At 71.7% G+C, this 24,486-nt stretch carries 21 protein-coding genes; 11 read left to right on the forward strand and 10 right to left on the reverse strand.

The annotated features are described in order from the left end of the window. Positions 1 to 442: 442 nt before the first annotated feature. The 7 genes from ccrA (at position 443) to pssA (ending at position 8,199) form a co-directional block, all read left to right on the forward strand. Complete coding sequence (ccrA, locus tag ACH5A8_RS06655) at positions 443 to 1,780, forward strand: crotonyl-CoA carboxylase/reductase (RefSeq protein WP_398999756.1); 1,338 nt, start codon at positions 443 to 445, stop codon at positions 1,778 to 1,780. A gap of 16 nt (positions 1,781 to 1,796) precedes the next feature. Further along, entirely contained in the window at positions 1,797 to 3,845 is a 2,049-nt protein-coding gene (locus ACH5A8_RS06660; RefSeq protein ID WP_398998693.1) for a protein meaA, read from the forward strand. Further along, on the forward strand, positions 3,842 to 4,807 hold the full coding sequence (locus ACH5A8_RS06665; RefSeq protein ID WP_398998695.1) for an HpcH/HpaI aldolase/citrate lyase family protein: 966 nt from the start codon (positions 3,842 to 3,844) through the stop codon (positions 4,805 to 4,807). Before ACH5A8_RS06660 ends, ACH5A8_RS06665 begins: the two co-directional genes overlap by 4 nt. A 5-nt stretch (positions 4,808 to 4,812) precedes the next feature. Next, positions 4,813 to 5,325 (forward strand): MaoC family dehydratase, encoded by a 513-nt coding sequence (locus ACH5A8_RS06670; protein ID WP_398998697.1) that lies wholly within the window; start codon positions 4,813 to 4,815, stop codon positions 5,323 to 5,325. Then, on the forward strand, positions 5,326 to 6,531 hold the full coding sequence (locus ACH5A8_RS06675; RefSeq protein ID WP_398998699.1) for an acyl-CoA dehydrogenase family protein: 1,206 nt from the start codon (positions 5,326 to 5,328) through the stop codon (positions 6,529 to 6,531). It begins immediately after the preceding gene. A gap of 170 nt (positions 6,532 to 6,701) precedes the next feature. Further along, a complete protein-coding gene (locus ACH5A8_RS06680; RefSeq protein ID WP_398998701.1) occupies positions 6,702 to 7,358 on the forward strand; it encodes a phosphatidylserine decarboxylase in 657 nt (218 codons plus the stop codon). A gap of 22 nt (positions 7,359 to 7,380) precedes the next feature. After that, complete coding sequence (gene pssA, locus ACH5A8_RS06685) at positions 7,381 to 8,199, forward strand: CDP-diacylglycerol--serine O-phosphatidyltransferase (protein WP_398999759.1); 819 nt, start codon at positions 7,381 to 7,383, stop codon at positions 8,197 to 8,199. A gap of 267 nt (positions 8,200 to 8,466) precedes the next feature. Here pssA and ACH5A8_RS06690 read toward each other — a convergent pair whose 3' ends face one another. Continuing rightward, a complete protein-coding gene (locus tag ACH5A8_RS06690; protein ID WP_398999761.1) occupies positions 8,467 to 9,603 on the reverse strand; it encodes a glycerate kinase in 1,137 nt (378 codons plus the stop codon). Between the two features lie 187 nt (positions 9,604 to 9,790). Here ACH5A8_RS06690 and ACH5A8_RS06695 point away from each other — a divergent pair, with 187 nt between their 5' ends. Continuing rightward, positions 9,791 to 10,291 carry an NUDIX domain-containing protein gene (locus ACH5A8_RS06695; RefSeq protein WP_398998703.1) on the forward strand — a complete coding sequence of 167 codons (501 nt, stop codon included), beginning with the start codon at positions 9,791 to 9,793 and terminating at the stop codon, positions 10,289 to 10,291. Positions 10,292 to 10,306: 15 nt separating this feature from the next. On the opposite strand, the gene ACH5A8_RS06700 is transcribed toward ACH5A8_RS06695, so the two are convergent. Next, positions 10,307 to 10,507: a DUF2191 domain-containing protein gene (locus ACH5A8_RS06700; protein ID WP_398998705.1), complete on the reverse strand. Its 201-nt coding sequence runs from the start codon at positions 10,505 to 10,507 to the stop codon at positions 10,307 to 10,309. Between the two features lie 180 nt (positions 10,508 to 10,687). On the opposite strand from ACH5A8_RS06700, the gene ACH5A8_RS06705 reads away from it, so the two are divergent. Then, positions 10,688 to 11,119, forward strand: a complete 432-nt coding sequence (locus tag ACH5A8_RS06705; RefSeq protein ID WP_398998707.1) for a hypothetical protein — start codon at positions 10,688 to 10,690, stop codon at positions 11,117 to 11,119. Between the two features lie 67 nt (positions 11,120 to 11,186). On the opposite strand, the gene ACH5A8_RS06710 is transcribed toward ACH5A8_RS06705, so the two are convergent. The 7 genes from ACH5A8_RS06710 to ACH5A8_RS06740 all read right to left on the reverse strand — a co-directional run bounded on the left by ACH5A8_RS06710 (position 11,187) and on the right by ACH5A8_RS06740 (position 19,619). Continuing rightward, positions 11,187 to 11,672, reverse strand: a complete 486-nt coding sequence (locus ACH5A8_RS06710; protein ID WP_398998709.1) for a methylated-DNA--[protein]-cysteine S-methyltransferase — start codon at positions 11,670 to 11,672, stop codon at positions 11,187 to 11,189. An 11-nt stretch (positions 11,673 to 11,683) separates the two neighbouring features. Then, a complete protein-coding gene (locus tag ACH5A8_RS06715; RefSeq protein WP_398998711.1) occupies positions 11,684 to 13,207 on the reverse strand; it encodes an AlkA N-terminal domain-containing protein in 1,524 nt (507 codons plus the stop codon). A 214-nt stretch (positions 13,208 to 13,421) separates the two neighbouring features. Next, the gene (locus tag ACH5A8_RS06720; protein ID WP_398998713.1) at positions 13,422 to 13,934 is read right to left on the reverse strand and encodes an O-acetyl-ADP-ribose deacetylase; all 513 of its coding nucleotides are present in this window, start codon (positions 13,932 to 13,934) and stop codon (positions 13,422 to 13,424) included. Then, positions 13,931 to 15,340 (reverse strand): phytoene desaturase family protein, encoded by a 1,410-nt coding sequence (locus tag ACH5A8_RS06725; protein WP_398998715.1) that lies wholly within the window; start codon positions 15,338 to 15,340, stop codon positions 13,931 to 13,933. The genes ACH5A8_RS06720 and ACH5A8_RS06725 overlap by 4 nt, the downstream gene beginning before the upstream one ends. Positions 15,341 to 15,470: 130 nt before the next feature. After that, positions 15,471 to 16,343 (reverse strand): inositol monophosphatase family protein, encoded by an 873-nt coding sequence (locus ACH5A8_RS06730; RefSeq protein WP_398998716.1) that lies wholly within the window; start codon positions 16,341 to 16,343, stop codon positions 15,471 to 15,473. A 122-nt stretch (positions 16,344 to 16,465) separates the two neighbouring features. Then, positions 16,466 to 18,292, reverse strand: a complete 1,827-nt coding sequence (locus ACH5A8_RS06735) for a gamma-glutamyltransferase family protein (RefSeq protein WP_398999763.1) — start codon at positions 18,290 to 18,292, stop codon at positions 16,466 to 16,468. A 613-nt stretch (positions 18,293 to 18,905) separates the two neighbouring features. Then, entirely contained in the window at positions 18,906 to 19,619 is a 714-nt protein-coding gene (locus tag ACH5A8_RS06740; RefSeq protein ID WP_398998718.1) for a hypothetical protein, read from the reverse strand. Between the two features lie 326 nt (positions 19,620 to 19,945). Between ACH5A8_RS06740 and ACH5A8_RS06745 the strand changes: the two genes are divergently transcribed. After that, positions 19,946 to 22,537 (forward strand): ATP-binding protein, encoded by a 2,592-nt coding sequence (locus tag ACH5A8_RS06745; RefSeq protein WP_398998721.1) that lies wholly within the window; start codon positions 19,946 to 19,948, stop codon positions 22,535 to 22,537. Positions 22,538 to 22,567: 30 nt separating this feature from the next. Here the strand turns inward: ACH5A8_RS06745 and ACH5A8_RS06750 are convergent, their stop codons facing one another. After that, positions 22,568 to 22,972, reverse strand: coding sequence for a hypothetical protein (locus ACH5A8_RS06750; protein ID WP_398998723.1), 405 nt, complete (start codon positions 22,970 to 22,972; stop codon positions 22,568 to 22,570). A 334-nt stretch (positions 22,973 to 23,306) separates the two neighbouring features. Here ACH5A8_RS06750 and ACH5A8_RS06755 point away from each other — a divergent pair, with 334 nt between their 5' ends. Then, on the forward strand, positions 23,307 to 24,371 hold the full coding sequence (locus tag ACH5A8_RS06755) for a biotin/lipoate A/B protein ligase family protein (RefSeq protein ID WP_398998725.1): 1,065 nt from the start codon (positions 23,307 to 23,309) through the stop codon (positions 24,369 to 24,371). Positions 24,372 to 24,486: the final 115 nt, after the last annotated feature.

Below are 24,486 nucleotides of genomic sequence, written 5' to 3' on the forward strand. Positions count from 1 at the left end.
GTCGCCCCCTCCCCTCCGCACGCGCCATGGCGTTGTGATGACGGCCACCCTTCGGGGTGGCCGTTTTGGCATGTCAGGGGCCCTTTTCGGTGGGCCGTGAGGGCCCGTTCGATCGATCATCGCTCATTTGTTACGTAAAGATTTCGCTTGAGCGGAATTCCTGGCACTCAGTGCCTTGCCAGCTGACACGCGGTGTCATACGTTGAAGAGGTCCGAGCGGCTGGAGCGCGGCGAACCGAACGCACCCCGGCTGTCCCGGCAGCCCGATGGACTGCCCGCCCGGACGCCTGCGTCACAGGCAACCTCCCGCGCCACAAAGCGCTGCCACGCACCACCGAGCCGAACCGACGGCACCCCTCACCCGAAAAACCCTCAGCAGCACCGACGTACCCCTCAGCGCCCCTCCCTCAGGGCGCTCATCGCCGGAGGCAACACCGTGACCGTGAAGGACATCCTGGCCGCGATCCAGTCGCCGGACTCCACGTCCGCCGACTTCGCCGCAATGCCGCTCCCCGAGTCGTACCGCGCGATCACCGTGCACAAGGACGAGACGGAGATGTTCGCGGGCCTGGAGACCCGCGACAAGGACCCGCGCAAGTCGCTGCACCTGGACGAGGTGCCGCTGCCCGAACTCGGCCCGGGCGAGGCCCTGGTGGCCGTCATGGCCTCCTCGGTCAACTACAACTCCGTGTGGACCTCGATCTTCGAGCCGCTGTCCACGTTCGGGTTCCTGGAGCGCTACGGCCGCACCAACGACCTGGCCAAGCGGCACGACCTGCCGTACCACATCATCGGCTCCGACCTCGCCGGCGTCGTCCTGCGCACCGGCCCCGGCGTCAACGCCTGGAAGCCCGGCGACGAGGTCGTGGCGCACTGCCTGTCCGTCGAGATGGAGTCCAGCGACGGCCACAACGACACGATGCTCGACCCCGAGCAGCGCATCTGGGGCTTCGAGACCAACTTCGGCGGCCTCGCCGAGATCGCCCTGGTCAAGTCCAACCAGCTGATGCCCAAGCCGGACCACCTCAGCTGGGAGGAGGCCGCCGCCCCGGGCCTGGTCAACTCCACCGCCTACCGCCAGCTGGTCTCCCGCAACGGCGCCGGCATGAAGCAGGGCGACAACGTGCTCATCTGGGGCGCGAGCGGCGGCCTCGGCTCCTACGCCACCCAGTTCGCGCTGGCCGGCGGCGCCAACCCGATCTGCGTGGTCAGCAGCCCGCAGAAGGCGGAGATCTGCCGGTCCATGGGCGCCGAGGCGATCATCGACCGCAACGCCGAGGGCTACAGGTTCTGGAAGGACGAGCAGACCCAGGACCCCAAGGAGTGGAAGCGCTTCGGCAAGCGCATCCGCGAGCTGACCGGCGGCGAGGACATCGACATCGTCTTCGAGCACCCCGGCCGCGAGACCTTCGGCGCCTCCGTCTTCGTCACCCGCAAGGGCGGCACCATCACCACCTGCGCGTCCACCTCGGGCTACATGCACGAGTACGACAACCGCTACCTGTGGATGTCGCTGAAGCGGATCATCGGCTCGCACTTCGCCAACTACCGCGAGGCGTGGGAGGCCAACCGCCTCATCGCCAAGGGCAAGATCCACCCGACCCTGTCCAAGGTGTACTCCCTGGAGGACACCGGCCAGGCCGCCCACGACGTGCACCGCAACGTCCACCAGGGCAAGGTCGGCGTGCTGTGCCTGGCCCCCGAGGAGGGCCTGGGCGTGCGCGACGAGGAGATGCGCGCCAAGCACCTCGACGCCATCAACCGCTTCCGGAACATCTGAGCACCCGAGGTCATAGATGACTGAGCGTCAGCCTGCCGAGGCAGTGCGGGAGAAGGACCGGCCGTGGCTCATGCGCACCTATGCCGGTCACTCCACGGCCGAGGCGTCCAACGAGCTGTACCGGCGCAACCTCGCCAAGGGCCAGACGGGTCTGTCGGTGGCGTTCGACCTGCCGACCCAGACCGGCTACGACTCCGACCACATCCTCGCCCGCGGCGAGGTCGGCCGGGTCGGCGTGCCGATCGCACACCTCGGTGACATGCGCCGGCTGTTCCAGGACATCCCCCTGGAGCAGATGAACACCTCGATGACGATCAACGCGACCGCCATGTGGCTGCTGGCGCTCTACCAGGTCGTCGCCGAGGAGCAGGGCGCGGACATCACCCGGCTCCAGGGCACGACCCAGAACGACATCGTCAAGGAGTACCTGTCCCGCGGGACACACGTGTTCCCGCCCGGACCCTCGCTCCGGCTGACGACGGACATGATCGCGTACACGGTCTCCCACATCCCGAAGTGGAACCCGATCAACATCTGCAGCTACCACCTGCAGGAGGCCGGGGCCACGCCGGTCCAGGAGATCGCGTACGCGATGTCCACCGCGATCGCCGTCCTGGACGCGGTGCGCGACAGCGGCCAGGTGCCGCAGGAGCGCATGGGCGACGTCGTGGGCCGCATCTCCTTCTTCGTCAACGCGGGCGTCCGCTTCGTCGAGGAGATGTGCAAGATGCGGGCGTTCGGCCGCATCTGGGACAAGATCACCCGTGAGCGGTACGGCATCGAGAACCCCAAGCACCGCCGCTTCCGCTACGGCGTCCAGGTGAACTCCCTCGGCCTGACCGAGGCGCAGCCGGAGAACAACGTCCAGCGCATCGTGCTGGAGATGCTGGCCGTCACCCTCTCCAAGGACGCCCGCGCGCGTGCCGTGCAGCTGCCGGCCTGGAACGAGGCCCTGGGCCTGCCCCGGCCCTGGGACCAGCAGTGGTCCCTGCGCATCCAGCAGGTGCTCGCCTACGAGAGCGACCTGCTGGAGTACGACGACATCTTCGACGGCTCGAAGGTGATCGAGGCGAAGGTGTCCGGCCTGGTCGAGGAGGTGCTCGCCGAGATCGACCACATCCAGCAGCTGGGCGGCGCGATGGCCGCCGTGGAGTCCGGCTACCTGAAGTCCCAGCTGGTCGCCTCGCACGCCGAGCGCCGGGCCCGGATCGAGTCGGGCCAGGAGAAGATCGTCGGAGTCAACGTCTTCGAGGGCACGGAGCCGAACCCGCTCACGGCCGACCTGGACACCGCGATCCAGACGGTCGACCCGGCGGTCGAGGCACGTGTGATCGACTCGCTGCGGAACTGGCGCGACACGCGCTACCAGCCGCCGTTCAACCACCCGCGCCCCTGCAAGGCGCTGGAGCGGCTGAAGGAGGCCGCCAAGGGCACCGACAACCTGATGGAGGCCACCCTGGAGTGCGCCCGCGCGGGCGTCACGACCGGCGAGTGGGCCGGGGCCCTGCGCGAGGTGTTCGGCGAGTTCCGGGCGCCGACCGGCGTGTCGTCCGCGCCGGTGGCGGTCACCGCCGAGGCGGGTTCGGCCATGTCCGAGGTGCGCCGCAAGGTGGAGCTGACGGCCCGGGACCTGGGTGTGGGCAAGCTGCGCTTCCTGGTCGGCAAGCCCGGCCTGGACGGTCACTCCAACGGCGCCGAGCAGATCGCCGTGCGGGCCCGGGACGCCGGCTTCGAGGTGGTCTACCAGGGCATCCGGCTCACCCCGGAGCAGATCGTGGACGCCGCCCTGGCCGAGGACGTGCACGCGGTGGGCCTGTCCGTCCTGTCCGGCTCGCACGCGCAGCTGGTGCCGGACGTGCTGGACCGGCTCCGTGTGGCCGGTGCCACAGATATTCCGGTGATCGCCGGTGGCATCATCCCGAACGGTGACGCCGAAGACCTGCGGGCCGCCGGCGTGGCCGCGGTCTTCACCCCGAAGGACTTCGACATCACCGGCATCATCGGCGCGATCGTCGACGAGATCCGGAAAGCGAACAAGCTCGACCCCCTGGAGGTCCCCGCATGACCACGCCCGTCAACCGTCTGCGCCCGCGACGCTCGTGTCTGGCGGTACCGGGTTCCAACCCCCGGTTCCTGGAGAAGGCGCAGGGCCTCCCGGCGGACCAGGTCTTCCTGGACCTGGAGGACGCCTGCGCGCCGCTGGCGAAGCCCGAGGCGCGGCACACCATCGTCAAGTTCCTCAACGAGGGCGACTGGACGGGCAAGACCAGGGTCGTGCGCGTCAACGACTGGACGACCGAATGGACGTACCGGGACGTCGTGACCGTGGTCGAGGGAGCCGGCCAGAACCTCGACTGCATCATGCTGCCGAAGGTGCAGAGCGCCCAGCAGGTGGTCGCCCTCGACCTGCTGCTGACGCAGATCGAGAAGACCATGGGCTTCGAGGTCGGCCGCATCGGCATCGAGGCGCAGATCGAGAACGCCCAGGGCCTCAACAACGTCAACGAGATCGCGCAGGCCTCCCCGCGCATCGAGACGATCATCTTCGGCCCGGCCGACTTCATGGCGTCGATCAACATGAAGTCGCTGGTCGTGGGCGAGCAGCCGCCCGGCTACCCGGCGGACGCCTACCACTACATCCTGATGAAGATCCTGATGGCCGCCCGCGCCAACGACCTCCAGGCGATCGACGGCCCCTACCTGCAGATCCGCAACGTCGACGGCTTCCGCGAGGTGGCCGGCCGCGCCGCCGCGCTCGGCTTCGACGGCAAGTGGGTGCTGCACCCCGGCCAGGTCGACGCCGCCAACGAGGTCTTCTCGCCCTCCCAGGAGGACTACGACCACGCCGAGCTGATCCTGGACGCATACGAGTACTGCACGTCCGAGGCGGGCGGCAAGAAGGGCTCGGCGATGCTCGGCGACGAGATGATCGACGAGGCCAGCCGCAAGATGGCCCTGGTCATCGCGGGCAAGGGACGCGCGGCCGGCATGCGGCGCACGTCGAAGTTCGAGATCCCGGAGGCCTGAGCGCGATGCAGTTCGGACGCACCTACGAGGAGTTCGAGGTCGGCGCGGTCTACAGGCACTGGCCCGGAAAGACGGTCACGGAGTACGACGACCACCTCTTCTGTCTGCTCACCATGAACCACCACCCGCTCCACATGGACGCGAACTACGCGGAGTCGACGACGGACTTCGGCAAGAACGTCGTCGTGGGCAACTACGTCTACTCCCTGCTGCTCGGCATGTCCGTCCCGGACGTCTCCGGCAAGGCGATCGCCAACCTGGAGATCGAGTCGCTCAGGCACGTGGCGCCGACCTTCCACGGCGACACGATCTACGGCGAGACGACCGTGCTGGACAAGTGGCCGTCGAAGTCGAAGAACGACCGCGGCATCGTCCACGTCGAGACCAAGGGCTACAAGCAGGACGGCACCCTCGTGTGCGTCTTCCGCCGCAAGGTGATGGTGCCGACCGAGACGTACATCAAGGAGCGCGGCGGCGAGCAGCCCGGCCGGCCCGAGCTGAAGGAACAGGGGAAGTAGATGAGCCGTCTCGCCCAGACCCACGGTCTCACGGACGTCCAGCGGGAGATCGTCTCCACCGTCCGGGACTTCGTGGACAAGGAGATCATCCCGGTCGCCACCGAGCTGGAGCACCGCGACGAGTACCCGCAGCAGATCGTGGACGGGCTCAAGGAGCTGGGTCTGTTCGGTCTGATGATCCCCGAGGAGTACGGGGGCCTGGGCGAGTCGCTGCTGACGTACGCGCTGTGCGTGGAGGAGATCGCCCGGGGCTGGATGTCGGTGTCCGGCATCATCAACACCCACTTCATCGTCGCGTACATGCTCAAGCAGCACGGCACGCAGGAGCAGAAGGACCACTACCTGCCGAAGATGGCCCTCGGCGACATCCGGGGGGCGTTCTCGATGTCGGAGCCGGCGCTCGGCTCGGACGTGTCGGCCATCTCCTCCAAGGCGGTGAAGGACGGCGACGAGTACGTCCTGACCGGCCAGAAGATGTGGCTGACCAACGGCGGCACCTCCTCGCTCGTCGCGGTCCTGGTCCGCAGTGACGAGGGTCACCCCGACGGCACCGCGCCCCACCGGTCCATGACGACCTTCCTGGTGGAGAAGGAACCCGGTTTCGGCGAGGTCCGGCCCGGTCTCACCATCCCGGGCAAGATCGACAAGATGGGCTACAAGGGCGTCGACACCACCGAGCTGATCATGGACGGCCTGCGGATCCCGGCCGACCGGGTGCTCGGCGGCGTCACCGGCCGCGGTTTCTACCAGATGATGGACGGCGTCGAGGTCGGCCGGGTGAACGTCGCGGCCCGTGGCTGCGGTGTCGCGCAGCGCGCCTTCGAGCTGGGTGTGCGGTACGCCCAGCAGCGCAGCACCTTCGGCAAGCCGATCGCCCAGCACCAGGCCATCCAGTTCAAACTGGCGGAGATGGCCACCAAGGTCGAGGCCGCGCATGCGATGATGGTGAACGCGGCCCGCAAGAAGGACTCCGGGCAGCGCAACGACCTCGAGGCGGGCATGGCGAAGTACCTGGCCTCGGAGTACTGCAAGGAGGTCGTCGAGGACGCCTTCCGTATCCACGGCGGCTACGGATTCTCCAAGGAGTACGAGATCGAGCGTCTCTACCGCGAGGCGCCGATGCTGCTCATCGGTGAAGGTACCGCCGAGATCCAGAAATTGATCATCGGCCGCAGGCTGCTCGAAGAGTATCGGTTCCAGGGCTGATTGTCCGCGTACGGGGTGTTTTCTCCGAGAAGAAGATCACACCCCGTCAGCGGGTCCCGGCTGCCGACTCGGCTTCCCGGCTTACCCAGTTGTGGTCCTTAACCGCTACGATCGCGGAAAGCCGCCGTCCCCCGTCGAAAGCGCGGCATCATCCGCTACGAAGGTCATCCATGCCCCACAGCCAAACCTCTGCACCTCGCGACAGCCTCGCCGGCGTACGCCTCGCGCGCGGAGCATCGCCGTGGCTTCTGCCGACCGTCGCCACCGCAGCCGTCAGCCTGGTCCGCTCCCGCCGCTCGGGAGTGGCCAAGGCCGTAGCCGTTCCCGCCACCGCGCTCGCGGCGGGGATGCTGTGGTTCTTCCGCGACCCCGAGCGCGAGATCACCCAGGGCCGGGTCATCTCGCCCGCCGACGGTGTGGTGCAGAGCATCATGCCGTGGAAGGACGGCCGGACCCGCGTCGCCATCTTCATGAGCCCGCTGAACGTGCACGTGAACCGCGCCCCGCTCGCCGGCACGGTCACCTCGGTGGAGCACATCCCCGGTGGGTTCGTTCCGGCGTTCAACAAGGAGAGCGAGAACAACGAGCGGGTCGTCTGGCATTTCGACACCGAGCTCGGTGACATCGAGATGATCCAGATCGCCGGCGCCGTCGCCCGCCGCATCGTCCCCTACATCCCGTCGGGCACCAAGGTCGAGCAGGGCGAGCGGGTCGGTCTGATCCGCTTCGGCTCGCGTGTCGACCTGTACCTGCCCGAGGGCGTGGAGGTCGCGGTCGAGGTCGGCCAGAAGACCGTGGCGGGGGTGACTCGCATTGACCGTGATTGATCCCGACACCCAGGCCGGCTGGGTGCCCGAGGCCGACGAGCTGGACGACGAGGAGGAGATGCCCCTCTCGCTCCGCCTGTCGATAGCGGACACCCTCACCCTGGGCAACGCGACCTGCGGCTTCATGGCCGTGTACTTCACCACCACCGGCATCCTGATCCCGCACCTCACCGGGAGCCAGGAGAACGGCATGGCCCGGCACAGCGCCGCCACGGCGGTCATCCTGATGCTGTGCGCGGCGGTCTTCGACCTGTTCGACGGTCTGGTGGCCCGCAAGCTGCGCTCCTCCCCCATGGGCGCCGAGCTGGACAACCTCTCGGACCTGATCAGCTTCGGTCTGGCGCCGGCGTACTTCGTGCTCGTCTACGGCATGGTCGCCGACGACGCGCACCAGAGGATGGCCGCGCTGGGCGCGATCGTGGTGCTGCTGGCGGTGGTGCTGCGGCTCGCGAGATTCTCCTGCGTGACGCTGAAGGACGGCATGTTCCAGGGCATGCCCTCGCCCTTCGGAGCGCTGACCGTGGTGTCCATCGTGCTGCTGGAGCTGCCCTTCGTGGCGACGCTGCTGGCCATCCTGGGCACGGCGTGGCTGATGGTGAGCCGCGTGGAGTACCCCAAGCCGCGCGGCCGGCTCGCGGGCGCGATGCTCGCCTGGATCGTGCTGTCGATGGGGCTGCTGGCCGGGTGGGCGTTCGACGCCCCCAGCGGCCAGCTGCTCCTGCAGACCGGCTGTGCGCTGCAGCTGGTCATGGGCGCGGTGATCCCGCTGTTCGCCACGGCCCGCCGGGTGAACAACTTCCGCGACAACCGGCGTGAGGCGCGCGCGGCCCAGCTGCCGTGACACTCCGCCGAGTGGGGCCCCGGACCGGTTCGGTCCGGGGCCCTTCTGCATGTACGGCGCGGAGGGCGGCGTACGGGATCGGTGCGGGGCCCCCGGGGCCGTCCCCTGGGGGCAAAGCGCCCTTCCCCCACCCGCGCCCCCACCAGCCCGTCCGGCGATTGAGGACGAGGTCATTGAGGCCGATGCGGGGGTCGGGGGGCGGCAGCCTCCAGGGACGGGGAAGGGAAGGAGCGGCGGGGGCGAACACCCCCGGCGCTCAGCCCCGGCTCAGCTCAGGAAGTCGCGGGCGATCCGCTCCGCGACCCGCTCCAGGATCGGGCCCGCGTCCGCGATGCACCGCGCGACGTCCGGCTCGACGGACGTCAGCGGATACGCCCGCCGGATCCCGGCCCGCCCCAGCTCCTCCGCCGGCAGCGCCAGCCGCCCGCACACCGCCACGACCTCCCTGCCCGCCGCCCGCGCGGCGGCCGCGACCCCGGCCGGGGCCTTCCCGTGCAGCGTCTGCTCGTCGAGCGAGCCCTCCCCCGTGATCACCAGCGACGCCCGCTCCAGCGCCGGCGCGAATCCGAGCACGTCGAGCATGACCTCGATCCCGGCCCGGAACCGCGCCCCGAGGATCAGCGCCCCGTACCCGATGCCACCCGCCGCGCCGGCCCCGGGCGAGGCCGCGTACTCCGCGGCCCGGGGCCCGATCGCCTCCTCCAGGACCTTCGCGTAGTGCGCGAGCGCCGCGTCCAGCGCCGCCACGTCGTCCGGCGAGGCGCCCTTCTGCGGCCCGTAGACCGCCGGGGCGCCCTTCGGCCCGGTCAGCGGATTGTCGACGTCGCTGGCGAGCACGAACTCGACCGAGGCGAGCCGTGCGTCCAGTCCGGACAGGTCCGCGTGCGCGAGTTCCGCGAGCCCGCCGCCACCGGGCGTGACCGGCTCCCCGGCCGCGGTGCGGAACCGGGCCCCCAGCGCGGCCAGCATGCCCGCGCCGCCGTCGGTGGACGCGCTCCCGCCGACGCCGAACACGATCGTCCGCGCCCCCGCGTCCAGCGCGGCCCGCAGCAGCTCGCCGGAGCCGTACGTCGACGCCGTGAGCGGCGCGAAGACACCCTCCGGAAGCCGCTGCAACCCGCTGGCCTCGGCCATCTCCACGACCGCCGTGTCGCCGCGCAGCGCGAACGCGGCCGTCACCTCGTCGCCGAGGGGACCGGCGACCCGTACCTCCCGGCGCTCGAAGCCCGCGGCGACCGCCGCGTCCACGGTGCCGTCACCGCCGTCGGCGACCGGCAGCGCCTCCACCTCCACGTCCGGCACGACCCGGCGCAGCCCGGCCGTCACCCGCTCGGCGACCTGCACGGCCGTCAGCGAGCCCTTGAACTTGTCCGCGGCAATCAGCACCCCACGGGTGCCGTGCACTGCAGCGTCCGCCACCTTGCGTTCCCCTTGCTCTCCGGGCCCCGCACACGGGGGCCAGTCGCGCCGCTGCGACCATAACCGGCGACCGCCCCCGCCGTCATGCCCCGCCCGCCCCCTGAGAAGCGCGGGCAGCGCGCGGACCGGCGGGAGAGGTGGGTCGGGGGGCGTGGCTGGATACCCTTCGAGGATGAGCACTCCAGACATCCCGGACTACGCCACGTACATCGCGGGGCTGCCCCGTGTCCTCGCCGCCGCCGCCGCGCTCTTCCGCGACGAGCGGGGGCGGGTGCTGCTCGTCGAGCCGAACTACCGGGACGGCTGGACGCTGCCGGGCGGCACGATCGAGTCCGACACGGGCGAGAGCCCGCGCGAGGGCGCGCGTCGCGAGACCCTGGAGGAGATCGGGCTCGACCGTGATCTGGGCCGGCTGCTCGCCGTCGACTGGGTGCCGGGCGCCGGCCGGCCGCCGCTGGTGGCGTACCTCTTCGACGGTGGCGTCCTGGCCGAGGAGGACCTGAAGGCGATCCGGCTCCAGGAGGAGGAGCTGCTGTCCTGGCGTCTGGTCGGCCGCGACGAGCTCGCCGCCCATCTGCCGGGCGCCTCCGGCCGCCGCGTGCTGGCGGCCCTCGCCGTGCTCGACGACGGCGCGGGCACGGCGGAACTGGAGAACGGCCACCGGGCCGGCTGACCGGCGGACCGGGCGTCAGCCCTCGACATCGCGGGGCTTGCCGTCCACCTCGCGCAGCGCGTCGTCACGCGCGGCGGCCCTGGCCTCCGTGCGGTGGCCGCGCGCCATGTGGTCGCGGACGGCCGGCTCGACGGCGTCCTGGGGGCTGCCCACACCCGCGAGCACCATGACCTCGACGGCGAGTTCGGCGTCGAGCGAGACTGTGACCTTGACCATGGCGGGACCGTAGCAGCGGGGGGCCCGCCCCGGACCTGGAATCCGCGCACCGCCCGCGTCCCCGCCCCGCCGGGCTCCGGTCGCGGCGCCGGGGAATCGCGGTCAGGCTGACAAGGGAGCGTGGTGCGCCTCGCACGGTCCGTGCGCCCCGGCGGCCTCGCCCGACAGGAAGGCATGGCCATGGCAACGACACCCGGCCAGGTGCGGCCAGGGCAGCGGGGGCCCGGCGGCGCCGAACGGATCGACGGCGCGTCCATGTTCGCCGGGGCGATCCTGATGCTGAGTGGTCCGCTCAGCGTCCTCCTGGGGATCACCGGCATCGCGCACGACACCCTGTTCTCCCCGCCCGGCTACGTGTACCGGTTCGACCTGACCGCCTGGGGTTGGCTGCACCTCGTGCTCGGAGTGGCGCTGGTCGCCGCCGGCGCGGGCATCCTGGCCGGCAAGAGCTGGGGACGGGCGGCCGGCATCGTGCTGGCGGGTATCAGCCTGATCACCCAGTTCATGTTCGTCCCGTACTACCCGGTGTGGTCGATCATCGTGATGACCCTCGACCTCGTCATCGTGTGGGCACTGAGCAGGTTCCACCCCGCGGCGGACGTACGGGGCTAGGACCTCTCTTCTGGATCGGGCCGGGCTCGCGGGACCTGCCCTGACCCGGCCCGCTCCGGACGAGACCTCAGAAGAGGCCCGCTCCGCTCTCCAGGTCCAGGAGGCGCTTCTTGCGGTCCAGGCCGCCGCCGTAGCCGGTCAGGGCGCCCTTCGCGCCCACCACACGGTGGCAGGGGACGATGATGCCGACGGGGTTGCGGCCGTTGGCGAGGCCCACGGCGCGGGAGGCGCCCGGTGCACCGAGGGCGTCGGCCAGTTCGCCGTACGAGCGGGTCTCGCCGTAGGGGATCCGGCGCAGCTGGTCCCACACGCGGCGCTGGAACGGGGTGCCGTTCAGGCGCAGTTCGACGGCGAAGTCCTTCAACCCGCCGCGGAAGTAGGCCTCCAGCTGCTCCTCCGCCTCGTCGAAGGCGGCCGTGCGGGCGGCTTCGCCGAACGTCTCCTCGGGCGGCCGGTGGCGCTGACCGCTCATGTAGAGGCCGCACAGGACGCCTTCGTCGGCGACGAGGGTGAGCGGGCCGTAGGGGCTGTCGATGACGGTGTGCTGCTTCATGGGGAACGTCCTCAGACGGGCAGGAAGTTGATCGGGTGGCTGTCGGTGGCCCACAGGTACTGCACGGCGTAGGCGCGCCAGGGTCGCCAGGCCGCCGCACGCGCGGTGAGGGCCGCGGGAGTGGCGGGCAGGCCCAGTTCGGCCGCCGCGCGTCTGATGCCTAGGTCGGTGGCGAGGAAGGCGTCGGGGTCGCCGAGGGCGCGCATGGCGATGACGTCGACCGTCCAGGGCCCGAAGCCGGGCAGGGACAGCAGCCGGGAGCGCGCCTCCTGCCAGTCGCTCTCCACTCCCAAGTGGACGCCGCCATCGGCCAGTTCGCGGACCAGAGTGGTGAAGGTGGTGCGCCGGGTGCGGGGCATCGCCAGGGTCTCGGGGTCGACGGCGGCCAGCGCCTCGGGGGTGGGGAAGAGGTGGGTGAGGCCGCCGTCGGGATCGTCGACCGGTTCGCCGTACGCGGTGACCAGGCGGGCCGCGTGCGTGCGGGCGGCGGCCGTGGAGACCTGCTGGCCGAGTACGGCCCGTACGGCGAACTCGGCCTCGTCCACCGTGCGCGGCACGCGCCGGCCCGGGGCCTTGTCGACCAGGGGTGCGAGGACGGGGTCGGTGCGCAGCTGGTCGTCGACGGCGACCGGGTCGGCGTCCAGGTCGAGCAGGCGGCGGCAGCGGCTGATGGCCACGGGCAGGTCGCGCAGGTCGGCGAGGGTGAGCCGGCAGGCCACGTGGTCCGGCTTCGGGGTCAGCGCGGCGATGCCGGGGCCGTGGGGCAGTCGCAGGGTGCGTCGGTACGCCCCGTCACGCCATTCCTCGACGCCGGGGACGGCGGTGGCCGCGAGGTGGCCGAAGAGGTTGTCCGGGTTGAGGGGCGCGCGGAAGGGCAGGCGCAGGGAGATGGCGCCGGGGGCGCCGGGGTGGGGTCCGGATGCCGTGGGCTGCCGCCCTGGGCCGGCGGGGACGGGCTGCTTGGGGGCGCGGGTGCGCAGTTCGCCGGGCGACAGCGCGAAGACCTCGCGCACGGTGTCGTTGAAGGCGCGGATGGAGGAGAAGCCGGCGGCGAAGGCGATCTCCGCCATCGGCAGGGCGGTGGTCTCGATCAGCAACCGGGCGGTCTGGGCGCGCTGGGCGCGGGCGAGCGCGAGCGGTCCGGCGCCGAGTTCGGCGAGGAGCTGGCGTTCGATCTGGCGGGTGCTGTAGCCGAGGCGGGCGGCGAGGCCGGGCACGCCGTCACGGTCCACGACGCCGTCGGCGATCAGCCGCATGGCGCGGGCCACGACATCGGCGCGCCGGTCCCACTCCGGGGAGCCGGGGCTGGTGTCGGGCCGGCAGCGTTTGCAGGCCCTGAACCCGGCCTGCTGGCAGGCGGCGGCGCTGGGGTGGAAGACCATGTTCTCGGGCTTGGGCGGCACCACGGGGCAGCTGGGTCGGCAGTAGATGCGGGTGGTCAGGACGGCGGTGAAGAACCAGCCGTCGAAGCGGGCGTCCTTGGACTGGACGGCGCGCACGCAGCGGTCCCGGTCGGTGTGCATCCCGTTCTGCATGCCTCCAGCATCGGGCACGGGCCGGCCCCGGGGCTGGCGGGAATCCGACATGGACGTCGGCCGACCTGGGGGGTCGACCCGCCCAGCGGGCCCGGCCCCCCCGGCGCCAGGGGGACGGGACGCTCGCCGCGACACGAGCGGATGCTCGGGGCGGTCGAGCCGCTGGCGGCGGTGCGGGCGCCCGGACCGATGCGGGCGCACGCCCGGGCGAGGGTCAGGCGGGCTGGGTGCTGAAGGCCGTGTAGGCGCGGGCGTCGAACAGGACGAAGCGGGCCTCTTCGACGGCCGTCTCGGTCTCCCGCACGGCCCGCAGGGCGATACGGGCCGCGTCGTCCAGCGGCCAGCGGTAGACGCCGGTCGAGATCGCCGGGAAGGCGACCGTGCGGGCGCCCAGTTCGTCGGCGACGCGCAGCGACTCGCGGTAGCAGGAGGCCAGCAGCTCCGAGCGGTCCTCGCTCGCCGACCAGACCGGGCCGACCGTGTGGATCACCCAGCGGGCGTCCAGTTCGCCCGCCGTGGTCGCGACGGCCCGGCCGGTGGGCAGGCCCCTGCCGTATCTGGAGGCGCGCAGGGCGCGGCACTCGGCGAGGACGGCGGGGCCGCCCCGGCGGTGGATCGCGCCGTCGACCCCTCCCCCGCCGAGCAGCGAGGAGTTGGCGGCGTTGACGATCGCGTCGACGCGCTCGCGGGTGATGTCGCCCTGGACGAAGGTGATCGCGGCGCTCATGTCTGCCGCAGCCTTCGCCAGACGGCCTTCGCCGCGTTGTGCCCCGACATGCCGTGCACTCCGGGACCGGGCGGGGTGGCCGAGGAGCAGATGAAGACGGCCGGGTGCGGGGTGTGGTACGGGAACAGGGTCGGTCTGGGCCGCAGCAGAATCCGGAGTCCCGCGACCGAGCCGGTGGCGATGTCGCCGCCGACGTAGTTGGCGTTGCGGGCGGCCAGTTCGGGCGGGCCGGCGGTGGCACGGGCGAGGATCCGGTCGCGGAATCCGGGGGCGTAGCGCTCCAGCTGGCGTTCGACGGCGTCGGTGAGGTCGCCGGTCCAGCCGTTGGGGACATGGCCGTAGGCCCAGAAGACGTGCTTGCCGGCCGGGGCGCGGGTGGGGTCGACGACGCTGGGCTGGACCGTGATGAGGAAGGGTCTCTCGGGTGCGCGGCCCTCGCGGGAGGCGGCGTTCAGCGCGGCGCCGATCTCGGCGCTGTCGGCGCCGATCTGCACGGTGCCGGCGGTGCGGGGTTCCTCGGCGGTCCACGGGACGGGGCCGTCCAGCGCGTAGTCGATCTTGAAGACGCCGGGGCCGTACCGGAAGCCGTCGTAGTACCGGCCGAGACCGGCGATGCGGGCGAGGGCGGTGGGCGAGGTGTCGAAGACGTACGCCCGCGCCGGCGGCAGGTCGTCCAGGCGTTTGACCTCGTAATCGGTGTGCACGGCGCCGCCGAGCTCCTTCAGGTACCCGGCGAGGGCGTCGGAGATCGCCTGCGAGCCGCCGCGGGCCAGCGGCCAGCCGCGGGCGTGCGCGGCCAGGGCGAAGACCAGGCCGACGGCGCCGGTGGCGAAGCCGTTCAGGGGGGCCATGACGTGGGCGACCAGGCCGGCGAACAGGGCCTTGGCCCGTTCGTCGCGGAAGCGGCGCATCAGCCAGGTGGAGGGCGGCAGGCCGGCGAGGCCGAAGCGGGCGAGGGTGACCGGGTCGCGCGGCAGCGCGGTCAGCGGCAGCGACATGAAGTCGCGGACCAGGGTGTCCCATCGGGGCAGGAACGGCTCGACCAGTCTGCGGTACGCGCCCGCGTCGCGCGGCCCGAAGGAGGCGGCCGTCTCGGTGACGGAGCGGGCCAGGACCGCCGCGGTGCCGTCCGGGAAGGGGTGCGCCATGGGCAGCTCGGGTTGGAGCCACTCGAGGCCGTGGCGCTCCAGCGGCAAGGCGCGGAAGGCGGGCGAGTTGACGCCGAGGGGGTGGGCGGCGGAGCAGGGGTCGTGCCGGAAGCCGGGGAGGGTGAGTTCCTCGGTGCGGGCACCGCCGCCCACGGTGCCGCGGGCCTCGAAGACGGCCACGGAGAAGCCGCGCCGGGCCAGTTCCACGGCGGCGGTCAGTCCGTTCGGCCCCGCACCCACCACGACCGCATCGAGCATCGACGGCACCATGGGACCCCTTCGTCAGCCGATGGCCACTGGGGCTCAGGATATGCCGCCGGGCCGACAGCGGGGCACCCAGGCCCCGGTGAAGGGCCCCGGCCGCCTCCGCTGCGGAAGGCCGCGGCGCTCATCCCGCGGCGGGGACCTGAACCTCTCCGGCCGGCTCCGCGAGGAAGCCGATCACGCGTCGCGCGGTCGCCGCGTCCCGTGCCGCCGTGAACGGCAGGGAGTTGCCCCCGGTGATCCGGAACGGCGCACCGCTCAGGGTCACGTGGGCCCCGCCCGCCTCCTCGACCAGCAGCAGGCCCGCCGCGTGGTCCCAGGCCGCCTCCCAGCTGAAGGCGGTGGCGTCCGACTCGCCGAGGGCGAGGGCGAGGTACTCGAGGCCGGCCGAGCCGCAGGCGCGCGGGTCGACCCCGTCGCGCCGCAGGCCGAGCAGGGTCCGCTTCTGCTCGTCCGTGGTGTAGTCGGGGTGCGAGTGGGCCACCCGCAAGGGGCGGCCCGGTTCGGGAGTGCCGCAGCGCAGCGGCCGTCCGTCGAGGAAGGCGCCCCGGCCCCGTACGGCGGTGGCCATCCGGCCGAGGGCGGGAGCGTACGTCCAAGAGGCCAGCAGGACTCCGCGCCGGGCGAGGCAGACCAGGGTGCAGAAGCCCGGGTCGCCGTGCACGAACTGGCGGGTGCCGTCCACGGGGTCGACGATCCAGACCGGGGCGTCGCCGCGCAGGGCGTCGTAGACCGCCGGGTCGGCGTGCACCGCCTCCTCGCCGACCACGACCGAGCCGGGCAGCAGCGCGCCGAGCGTGTCGGTGAGGTAGCGCTCGGCCAGTCGGTCGGCGTCCGTCACCAGGTCGTGCGGCCCGGACTTCTGGTCGACCTCGTGCGCCGCGAGCCGGCGGAAGCGGGGCATGATCTCGGCCGCGGCGGCCTTGCGGACCGCCTCCTCCACGTCGGCCGAGCGGTGCTCGAGAAACTCTTCGATGGTTTCCGTCTCTTCGATCATGACTCCATGAGAGCACGGACCTGTGACAACGCCCGCCTCCTGGGTGCATTCCGGATGGAATCGGCGTGAACTCCCGGCGTCGCCGGAGGCGGGCGCCTACGGCGCCGGCCCGTCCGGACGCCTCAGCGGCCGACCGCGTACCCCTGCATGCCGCGCGGGTTGGCCGCCGCCGACAGGATGCCGGTCGCGGGGTCGCGGGCGACCGCGCAGAGGCGGCCCTCCGACCACGGGTCGCCGACCGTCACGTCGTGGCCACGGCGACGCAGTTCGGCGAGGGTCGCGGGGTCGGTGCGGCTCTCGACGGTGACGGAACCCGGGCGCATGCCGCGCGGGAAGAACGATCCGGTGAAGCTGTCGTTGTGCCAGTTCGGTGCGTCGACGGCGCCTTGGAGGTCGAGTCCGCCGCGGACGGCGGCGCGCAGGGCGACGGCCAGGAAGAAGTGCAGCTGCCACTGGTCCTGCTGGTCGCCTCCGGGTGTGCCGAAGGCCAGGACGGGCACGCCGTCGCGCAGCGCGATCGTCGGGCTGAGGGTGGTACGCGGGCGGCGGCCGGGCGTCAGCGAGTTGGGCAGTCCCTCCTCCAGCCAGGTCATCTGCAGCCGGGTGCCGAGCGGAAAGCCCAGTTCGGGCACGACGGGGTTGGACTGGAGCCAACCTCCGCTGGGTGTGGCGGAGACCATGTTGCCCCAGCGGTCGACGACATCGAGGTGGCAGGTGTCGCCCCGGGTGCCGCCGTCTTGGGTGACCGCCGGTTCCCCGGGCACCGGGGAGGTCGGCGGTTTGGCCACCGTGGGCTCGCCGGCGCCGGGGGCGCCGTACCGCGCCGCCTCGGTGACTGCCCGGCGGGCGTGCGCGCTCAGCCGCGGGGCGCGTCCGCCGGGGCTGCCGGGCCGCAGCTCGCGGGAGGCCTTGCCGTCGACGAGCCGACGGCGCTCGGCGTTGTACTCGGCCGACAGCAGTTCCGCCAGCGGGACTTCGGCGGCGTCGCCGTACCAGGCCTCCCGGTCGGCCATGGCGAGTTTGCAGCCCTCGATCAGCAGGTGCACGTAGTCGGCGGACCCGTGGGCGGGCAGTTCCGGCGGGAGCAGGGCGAGTTGCTGGAGGAAGACCGGGCCCTGGCTCCAGGGGCCCGCCTTGCACACGGTCCAGCCGTTCCAGTCGTACGTCGCCGGGGCCTCGTGACACGCGGACCAGTCCGCGAGGTCGGCGGCGGTGAGGGTGCCGGTGTGGCGCTCGCCGCTGGTGTCCATGGTGGGGCGGCCGGCCTGCCGGACGAGGGCCTCGGCGATGAAGCCGGTGCGCCACACCTCGCGCGCGGCGTCGATGCGCGCCTCGCGGTCGCCGGCGCCCGCGGTCTCGGCGAGCAGCCGTTTCCAGGTGGCGGCGAGCGCGGGGTTGCGGTGCGGGCGTCCGGGGCGAGGCGCGTGGCCGCCGGGCAGGTAGACCTCGGCGGAGGACGTCCACTCGGTCTCGAACAGTTCCCGTACGGTCTCGACGGTCGCGCCGAGGAGTTCGACGGGCGGGTGGCCGTGCTCGGCGTATCCGACGGCGTACTTCAGGACGTCGTCGAGGGTCTTCGTGCCGTGGTCGCGCAGCAGGAGCAACCAGGCGTCGAAGGCGCCGGGCACCGCGGCGGCCAGGGGTCCGGTGCCGGGCACCAGGTCCAGGCCCAGTCCCCGGTAGTGGGCGACCGTCGCCCCGGCCGGCGCGACTCCCTGCCCGCACAGCGTCCGCACCGCGCCGTCCGCGGGGGCGAGCAGGATGGGCGCCTCGCCGGCCGGCCCGTTGAGATGCGGCTCGACGACGTGCAGGACGAAGGCGCCGGCCACGGCGGCGTCGTAGGCGTTGCCGCCGTCCTCCAGTACGGCCATCGCCGACTGCGAGGCCAGCCAATGGGTGGAGGACACCATCCCGAAGGTGCCCTGGAGGGTGGGGCGGGTGGTGAACACGGGTCCGCTCGCCCGGGAGGTGCGCGCCAAGGTCCCCCTCTGTCCGAATCCTCCGGCATGCTGCCGATCGTCTTGGGCCGCATCATCCCCAGGTTCCGGGCGCCGCACACCGACAGCGGCGATCGCGTGACCCGTCTCATGTTCCGCCACTGCCACGAGGACCGTCGCCCTCGGGCCCGTTCATGCCGGGCGAATGTCGCTCAGGCTCTTGACGAGAGCCACTGATGGAGGGTGCGGAGGGGTGGGCACCTGAATCAGACGAGGGACATAGACCAGTTCGCGGTGCCGGAATTCTGCCTTGTACGAAATGCGGTAGCACACCACGACATCCGGGTGATCAGTCGTTGCGTAGCACCGGGTTTCCGACTTGACGGCGAGGGTCTGCGATTCCTGCGACGCGGCGCCCGCATTGCCCTCCGAGGCACCCCAGGCGCCGGCCGCCATACAGCAGGCAACCGCGTACCTGATGCCATGCTTCCACGCGACTCTTTTCCTCAATCGTCTCACCGCACACATGCCGAATGAACTGGGTCCGCCTGCCGGCACACCTCGGAGCAGGCACGCCGGAGTCCGGCGGCCAGGGAATACACACCCGGCCCGCCGGACCCGAAGTTCAGCCGTTGTTGTTGTTATTGTTGTTGTTCCCGCCTCCGCCGTTGTTGTTATTGTTGTTGTTGTTGTTCCCACCTCCGCCGTTGTTGTTGTTGTTATTGTTGTTGTTGTTGTTCCCGCCCCCGCCGTTGTTGTTATTGTTGTTGTTGTTCCCGCCTTGTCCGCCGTTGTTGTTGTTATTGTTGTTGTTGTTCCCGCCCCCGCCGTTGTTGTTATTGTTGTTGTTGTTGTTCCCGCCTCGTCCGCCGTTGTTGTTGTTATTGTTGTTGTTGTTCCCGCCCCGTCCGCCGTTGTTGTTGTTGTTGTTGTTGTTGTTTCCGCCTCGTCCGCCGTTGTTGTTGTTATTGTTGTTGTTGTTTCCGCCTCGTCCGCCGTTGTTGTTGTTATTGTTGTTGTTGTTCCCGCCCCGTCCGCCGTTGTTGTTGTTATTGTTGTTGTTGTTCCCGCCCCGTCCGCCGTTGTTGTTGTTATTGTTGTTGTTGTTTCCGCCCCGTCCGCCGTTGTTGTTGTTATTGTTGTTGTTGTTTCCGCCCCGTCCGCCGTTGTTGTTGTTATTGTTGTTGTTGTTTCCGCCGTTGTCGTTCGGTGCCGTGGCGTGGGTGCCCGTGGGGGTCGCCGGGGCGGCGGAGGCGGCCGAGGGGGCCAGGGCGCCTCCTGCGGCCAGGGCAGCCGAGGCGGCCAGCAGCGCCGCGCGCTTCGCGTAAGACTTCGACATGATCTTTTCCCTGTCCCTTGGGTTCGGACCCGGTCGTTTCAGAGCCCGTTCGGATCGAGTCCCGGAGTTTCGTCTGGGATCCGCCGCCGATTGATGCCGCCGACGCGGCATTCCGGGGCGCGGAACTCTTCGGCCAGCATGCGCTGCGGTGGCACAGGGCACATCGGGCGAACGCCCCAGGTTCCGTCGGCGTACGCCCCACGTCCCGCCCGGCATACCCCACGAGCCGTCGAAGGCGGTCAGGGCCCCGCCCCCGCCGGCGCACCCTTCCCGGCCGGAGGTGGATCTTTTGCGAGGCTCCGGCCGGGGAGGGAGACTGGCTGGCGATGGAGCTACTAGAGCGAGAGGCCGTGCTCCAGGACCTCGCCGGTCACCTACAGGCTGCCGTCAGTGGCCCTGGGCGTCTGGTCCTCGTACGCGGTGAGGCCGGTATCGGCAAGACGACCGTCATCCACCGCCTCGCCCAGTGGGCCGATCCCCGGATCCGGATCCTGATCGGCGCCTGCGACCCGCTGGCCACACCCCGTCCCCTGGGCCCGCTGACGGACCTGGCCCCACGCCTGGGCCAGGCGGTGCGCAGCACCCTGACGGGCACGCTGACCGGAACCTGCCGGGCCGACGAGGTCTTCGACTGCCTGCTCGCCGACCTCGGCGCCTGTCCCAGCCTGTTGGTCGTGGAGGACATCCACTGGGCCGACGAGGCCACGATGGACCTGCTGCGCTACCTGGCCCGGCGCCTGCCGAACGTTCCGGCGCTGGTGCTGGCCACCTACCGCGACGACGAGATCGGCCGCTCCCACGGCCTGGCGGCGCTCCTCGGCACCCTGGCCGGACACCCATCGGTGTACCGCCGGGACCTGGCCCCGTTGAGTCGCCGCGCCGTCGCCCGGCTGGCCGGCGGACATGCCGTCGATCCCGAGCAGCTCTATCACGTCTCCGCCGGCAATCCGTTCCTCGTCACGGAGATCCTGGCCGCCCCCGCCGAGCCCATTCCCGCCACCGTGCGCGAGGCGGTGGCCGGCCGTCTGGCAGGCCTCTCGCCCGCGGCGCGCGGCGTCGTCGACACGCTGGCCGTCCTGGGGCACCGGGCGTCGCTGCGGCTGCCGGCCGAGGTCCTGCCGGCCCCGGACGAACCCCTCCAGGAGGCCGTGGCCTGCGGAATAGTGCGCACCGACGGGCGAGTGACCGAGTTCCGGCACGAACTGACGCGACTGGCGGTGCTGGAGGGCGTCCCCGCCGCCCACCGGCTGCGCGTCCACCGGCAGGTGCTGGCGGCGACGCGGTCCGGCCCGGTCGCCGCGGACGGCCTGGCGCTGCTGGCCGATCACGCCGAGGGCGCCGGGGACGCGGGCGCCGTCCTGGACTACGCGCCGGCGGCGGCCGCACACGCTGTCTTCTCGGGGGCACACCGGACAGCCGCCGCCCAGTACGCCCGGGCCCTGCGGTACGCCGACCGCCTGCTGCCCGACCGGCGGGCCGCTCTGTTGGAGGGCCATGCGCGGGCGTGTCTGCTGTCGGGCCGGCTGGACGAGGGGATCGCCTCGCTCCGTACGGCGGTGGGGCTGCGTCGTTCGCTGGGCGACCGGCTGGGCGAGGGCGAGGATCTGCGATGGCTGTCGAACTGGCTGTGGCCGGCCGGGCGGACCACCGAGGCCGGTTACGAAGGCCTGGAAGCGGTGCGGGTGCTCGAAGGGCCGGCGCCGAGCCGGGAACTGGCCCGCGCCTATGTGAACCTCTGCCAACTGGCCTGCTACCGGCACGAGGGCGCCGCCGTGGCCGCCTCCCATGCCGAGAAGGCCATCGCGCTGGGCGAGCGTTTCGGCGACGACGGGGTGCTCGTCCAGGCGCGCTTCCACGCCGCGGCGGCCCGCATGCTGAGCGAAGGGCGCGGCTGGGAGGAGTGCGAGCGGGCGGTGTCCACCGCGATGGCGGAGGATCTACCCCTGGACGCGGGCTTCCTGGCGCTCGTCATGTGCTGGCTGGCCGCCCTGCGGCGGGATGCCGCCCGTACGACCGAGGCCGTGAGCCGGGCCGAGGCCTACTGCCTCGATCGCGATCTGCTGTCCTACCTTCTGTGGACGAGAGCCTGGGGCGGTTGGGGACTGCTGAACCGCGGAGCGTGGCCCCAGGCCGCCGATGCCGCACAGCACCTCCGGGTCCACCCCGGCGCACCGCCGGTCGTCCGGGCCATGGCCCTGACCGTCCTGGCGCTGGTGCGGGCACGCCAGGGCAGGTCACCGGCATGGCCGCTGCTGGAAGAGGCGTCGAGCCTGGTCGACGCGGACTGCCTGGTGAACACGGGTCTGGGCTGGGAGGCCCGGGTCGAGGCCGCGTGGCTCGCCGGTGACCACCAGTTGTCGCGGGCCGAGGCCCACCGTGCCCTGGCCGCGTTGGAGGACCGCACCCATCCGTGGCTGTCCGGGCCGCTGGCCTGCTGGATCCGCCGCTCCGGAGGGGAGGTCCCCCAGGTGACGGCGGCCGGCCCGTACGCGCTGGAGCTGGCCGGCGACTGGGCCGGCGCCGCGGCACGATGGGACCGGCTCGGCTGCCCGTACGAGGCCGCGCTGGCCCGCCTGTCGGGCGACGGGCCCGCGCTGCGCCAGGCCCTGGCCGCCTTCGAGGCCCTGGGCGCACGGCCGGCCGTGGCGCACACCCGCGCCCTGATGCGCGCCCGTGGTGTGCGCCCGGTCCGGCGCGGCCCGCGGGCGGCCACCCAGGCCAATCCGTACCGTCTCACCAACCGGGAGATGGACGTCCTGAAACTGCTCAACGAGGGTCTGTCGGACGCCGAGATCGCCGCCCGCCTGTACATCAGCCCCAAGACCGCGGGGCATCACGTGGGAGCGGTACTGGCGAAACTCGGCGTGCACAGCCGACACGAAGCCGCCCGTAAGCTTCACCTTCCCGAGCGGGGCTGAGGCTCCGCGGCGGCGAACCCGAAACGCGCCTCAGCTGAACTGGCAGTTGATGTTCTGGCTGCCGGTGAAGGTGTTGTTCCCGCGAGCGGCCTGTCCCGTCGGCTGACAGACCTGGATGAACGGCCCGATCCCCAGAACGGAGAGCAGACCGGAATTGCGGTCCCGGGAGCCGCCGAGGACGTTGTTGTTATTGGTGTTGGTGTTGGTGTTCGGCCCCCGGCCGTTGTTGTTGTTATTGTTGTTGTTGTTCACACCACCGGCGTTGTTGTTATTGTTGTTGTTATTGTTGTTGCCGGCGTCCTGGGTGTCCTGAGCCATCCGATAGGGGGCCTGCAGCAGCGACTTCGTGCCCAGAAGCGGCAGGAGACCCCCCTCGCTCTGAGCCTGGGCGGCCCCGGCGCTGAACAGAATCGCCGTGATCGCGCCGGCGGTCATCGCAACACATCGCTTGGTGAGCTTCACTCGACCAGCCTTTCGCCCGTAATGGTGCCGAATTGTCGCGGCCAGAATGGCAGCGGCGGACGTCGGGCGGGCGCCGAACACACCGGGGCCCCGCGCCTTTTCCCCCGAACAGCCTCAAGGCGTGACGCGGCTCGCCCCCGGCCGTGTGGCCGGCCCCGGGGACCCGGCCGGCCGGCGCAGCGCCGCCGCCGTCCCCTCACGGCGGCGCCCGTGACCAGGCCTTTGCCCCGACTGTTCCCGGGGAGGCACGGGAACACCCCGGCCGTTCCGGGCGTTGACCGGTGCGGCAGGAACGGAGGCCCTGGCAGTGCACGGTGAGTACAAGGTGCCCGGCGGCAAGCTCGTCGTCGTGGACGTGGACGTCGAGGACGGCGTGCTGCGGCACGTGCGGGTGGCGGGGGACTTCTTCCTGGAGCCGGACGAGGCGCTGGAGGCGGTGAACGCCGCGCTGGAGGGCGCCCCGGCGGACACCGACGCGGCCGGGCTCGCCGCCCGCGTCGACGCCGCGCTGCCCGAGGGCACGGTGATGTACGGGCTGACCAGCGAGGGCGTGGCCGTCGCGGTGCGCCGCGCGCTGGCGCACGCGGCCGACTGGACGGACTACGACTGGCAGCTGATCCACGAGGGCCCGCAGTCCCCCGCCCTGCACATGGCGCTGGACGAGGTGCTGACGTCCCAGGTCGCCGCCGGTCTGCGCCCGCCCACCCTCAGGGTGTGGGAGTGGGGCGCCCCCGCCGTGATCATCGGCAGCTTCCAGTCGCTGCGCAACGAGGTGGACGCCGGGGGCGCCGCCCGGCACGGCGTCGAGGTGGTGCGCCGGATCTCCGGCGGCGGCGCGATGTTCGTCGAGCCCGGCAACACGATCACGTACTCCCTGTCGGTGCCCGAGGCGCTGGTGCAGGGCCTGTCCTTCCAGGACAGCTACGCCTACCTCGACGACTGGGTGCTCGGCGCCCTCGGCGACATGGGGATCCGGGCCTGGTACCAGCCGCTCAACGACATCGCCACCGACCAGGGCAAGATCGCGGGGGCCGCGCAGAAGCGGATCGTCGGCCCGGCGGGCCGGCCCGGCGCGGTGCTGCACCACGTGACCATGTCCTACGACATCGACGCGGACAAGATGGTCGAGGTGCTGCGGATCGGGCGGGAGAAGCTGTCCGACAAGGGCACGAAGAGCGCGAAGAAGCGGGTGGACCCGCTGCGCCGGCAGACGGGCCTTCCGCGCGAGGCCGTCATCGAGCGGATGGTCGACTCCTTCCGCGGCCGCTACGGCCTGTCCCAGGGGAAGGTCACGGACGAGGAGCTGGCCCGGGCGCGGGAGCTGGCGCGGACGAAGTTCGGCTCGCCGGAGTGGACGGCGCGGGTGCCGTAGCGGCGACGGACCGTACGGGGCGGAGAACGGGCGGTGCGGGGCGCCGGTCACGGACGGGCGGCGGGCTCCACGGCCCGGCCCCTCAGCGGCCCGGGAGAGGGCGCCCCGGGCACAG

It is taken from the genome of Streptomyces sp. NPDC018610 (assembly GCF_044391765.1).
In the GTDB taxonomy this organism is placed as follows: Bacteria; Actinomycetota; Actinomycetes; order Streptomycetales; family Streptomycetaceae; genus Streptomyces.

Bases quoted from the DNA above. Each gene is read 5' to 3' on its own strand.
- ACH5A8_RS06660 (WP_398998693.1), top strand. From the start codon at position 1,797: ATGACTGAGCGTCAGCCTGCCGAGGCAGTGCGGGAGAAGGACCGGCCG.
- ACH5A8_RS06665 (WP_398998695.1), top strand. From the start codon at position 3,842: ATGACCACGCCCGTCAACCGTCTGCGCCCGCGACGCTCGTGTCTGGCG.
- ACH5A8_RS06670 (WP_398998697.1), top strand. From the start codon at position 4,813: ATGCAGTTCGGACGCACCTACGAGGAGTTCGAGGTCGGCGCGGTCTAC.
- ACH5A8_RS06675 (WP_398998699.1), top strand. From the start codon at position 5,326: ATGAGCCGTCTCGCCCAGACCCACGGTCTCACGGACGTCCAGCGGGAG.
- ACH5A8_RS06680 (WP_398998701.1), top strand. From the start codon at position 6,702: ATGCCCCACAGCCAAACCTCTGCACCTCGCGACAGCCTCGCCGGCGTA.
- ACH5A8_RS06695 (WP_398998703.1), top strand. From the start codon at position 9,791: ATGAGCACTCCAGACATCCCGGACTACGCCACGTACATCGCGGGGCTG.
- ACH5A8_RS06700 (WP_398998705.1), bottom strand. From the start codon at position 10,507: ATGGTCAAGGTCACAGTCTCGCTCGACGCCGAACTCGCCGTCGAGGTC.
- ACH5A8_RS06705 (WP_398998707.1), top strand. From the start codon at position 10,688: ATGGCAACGACACCCGGCCAGGTGCGGCCAGGGCAGCGGGGGCCCGGC.
- ACH5A8_RS06710 (WP_398998709.1), bottom strand. From the start codon at position 11,672: ATGAAGCAGCACACCGTCATCGACAGCCCCTACGGCCCGCTCACCCTC.
- ACH5A8_RS06715 (WP_398998711.1), bottom strand. From the start codon at position 13,207: ATGCAGAACGGGATGCACACCGACCGGGACCGCTGCGTGCGCGCCGTC.
- ACH5A8_RS06720 (WP_398998713.1), bottom strand. From the start codon at position 13,934: ATGAGCGCCGCGATCACCTTCGTCCAGGGCGACATCACCCGCGAGCGC.
- ACH5A8_RS06725 (WP_398998715.1), bottom strand. From the start codon at position 15,340: ATGCTCGATGCGGTCGTGGTGGGTGCGGGGCCGAACGGACTGACCGCC.
- ACH5A8_RS06730 (WP_398998716.1), bottom strand. From the start codon at position 16,343: ATGATCGAAGAGACGGAAACCATCGAAGAGTTTCTCGAGCACCGCTCG.
- ACH5A8_RS06740 (WP_398998718.1), bottom strand. From the start codon at position 19,619: ATGTCGAAGTCTTACGCGAAGCGCGCGGCGCTGCTGGCCGCCTCGGCT.
- ACH5A8_RS06745 (WP_398998721.1), top strand. From the start codon at position 19,946: ATGGAGCTACTAGAGCGAGAGGCCGTGCTCCAGGACCTCGCCGGTCAC.
- ACH5A8_RS06750 (WP_398998723.1), bottom strand. From the start codon at position 22,972: ATGACCGCCGGCGCGATCACGGCGATTCTGTTCAGCGCCGGGGCCGCC.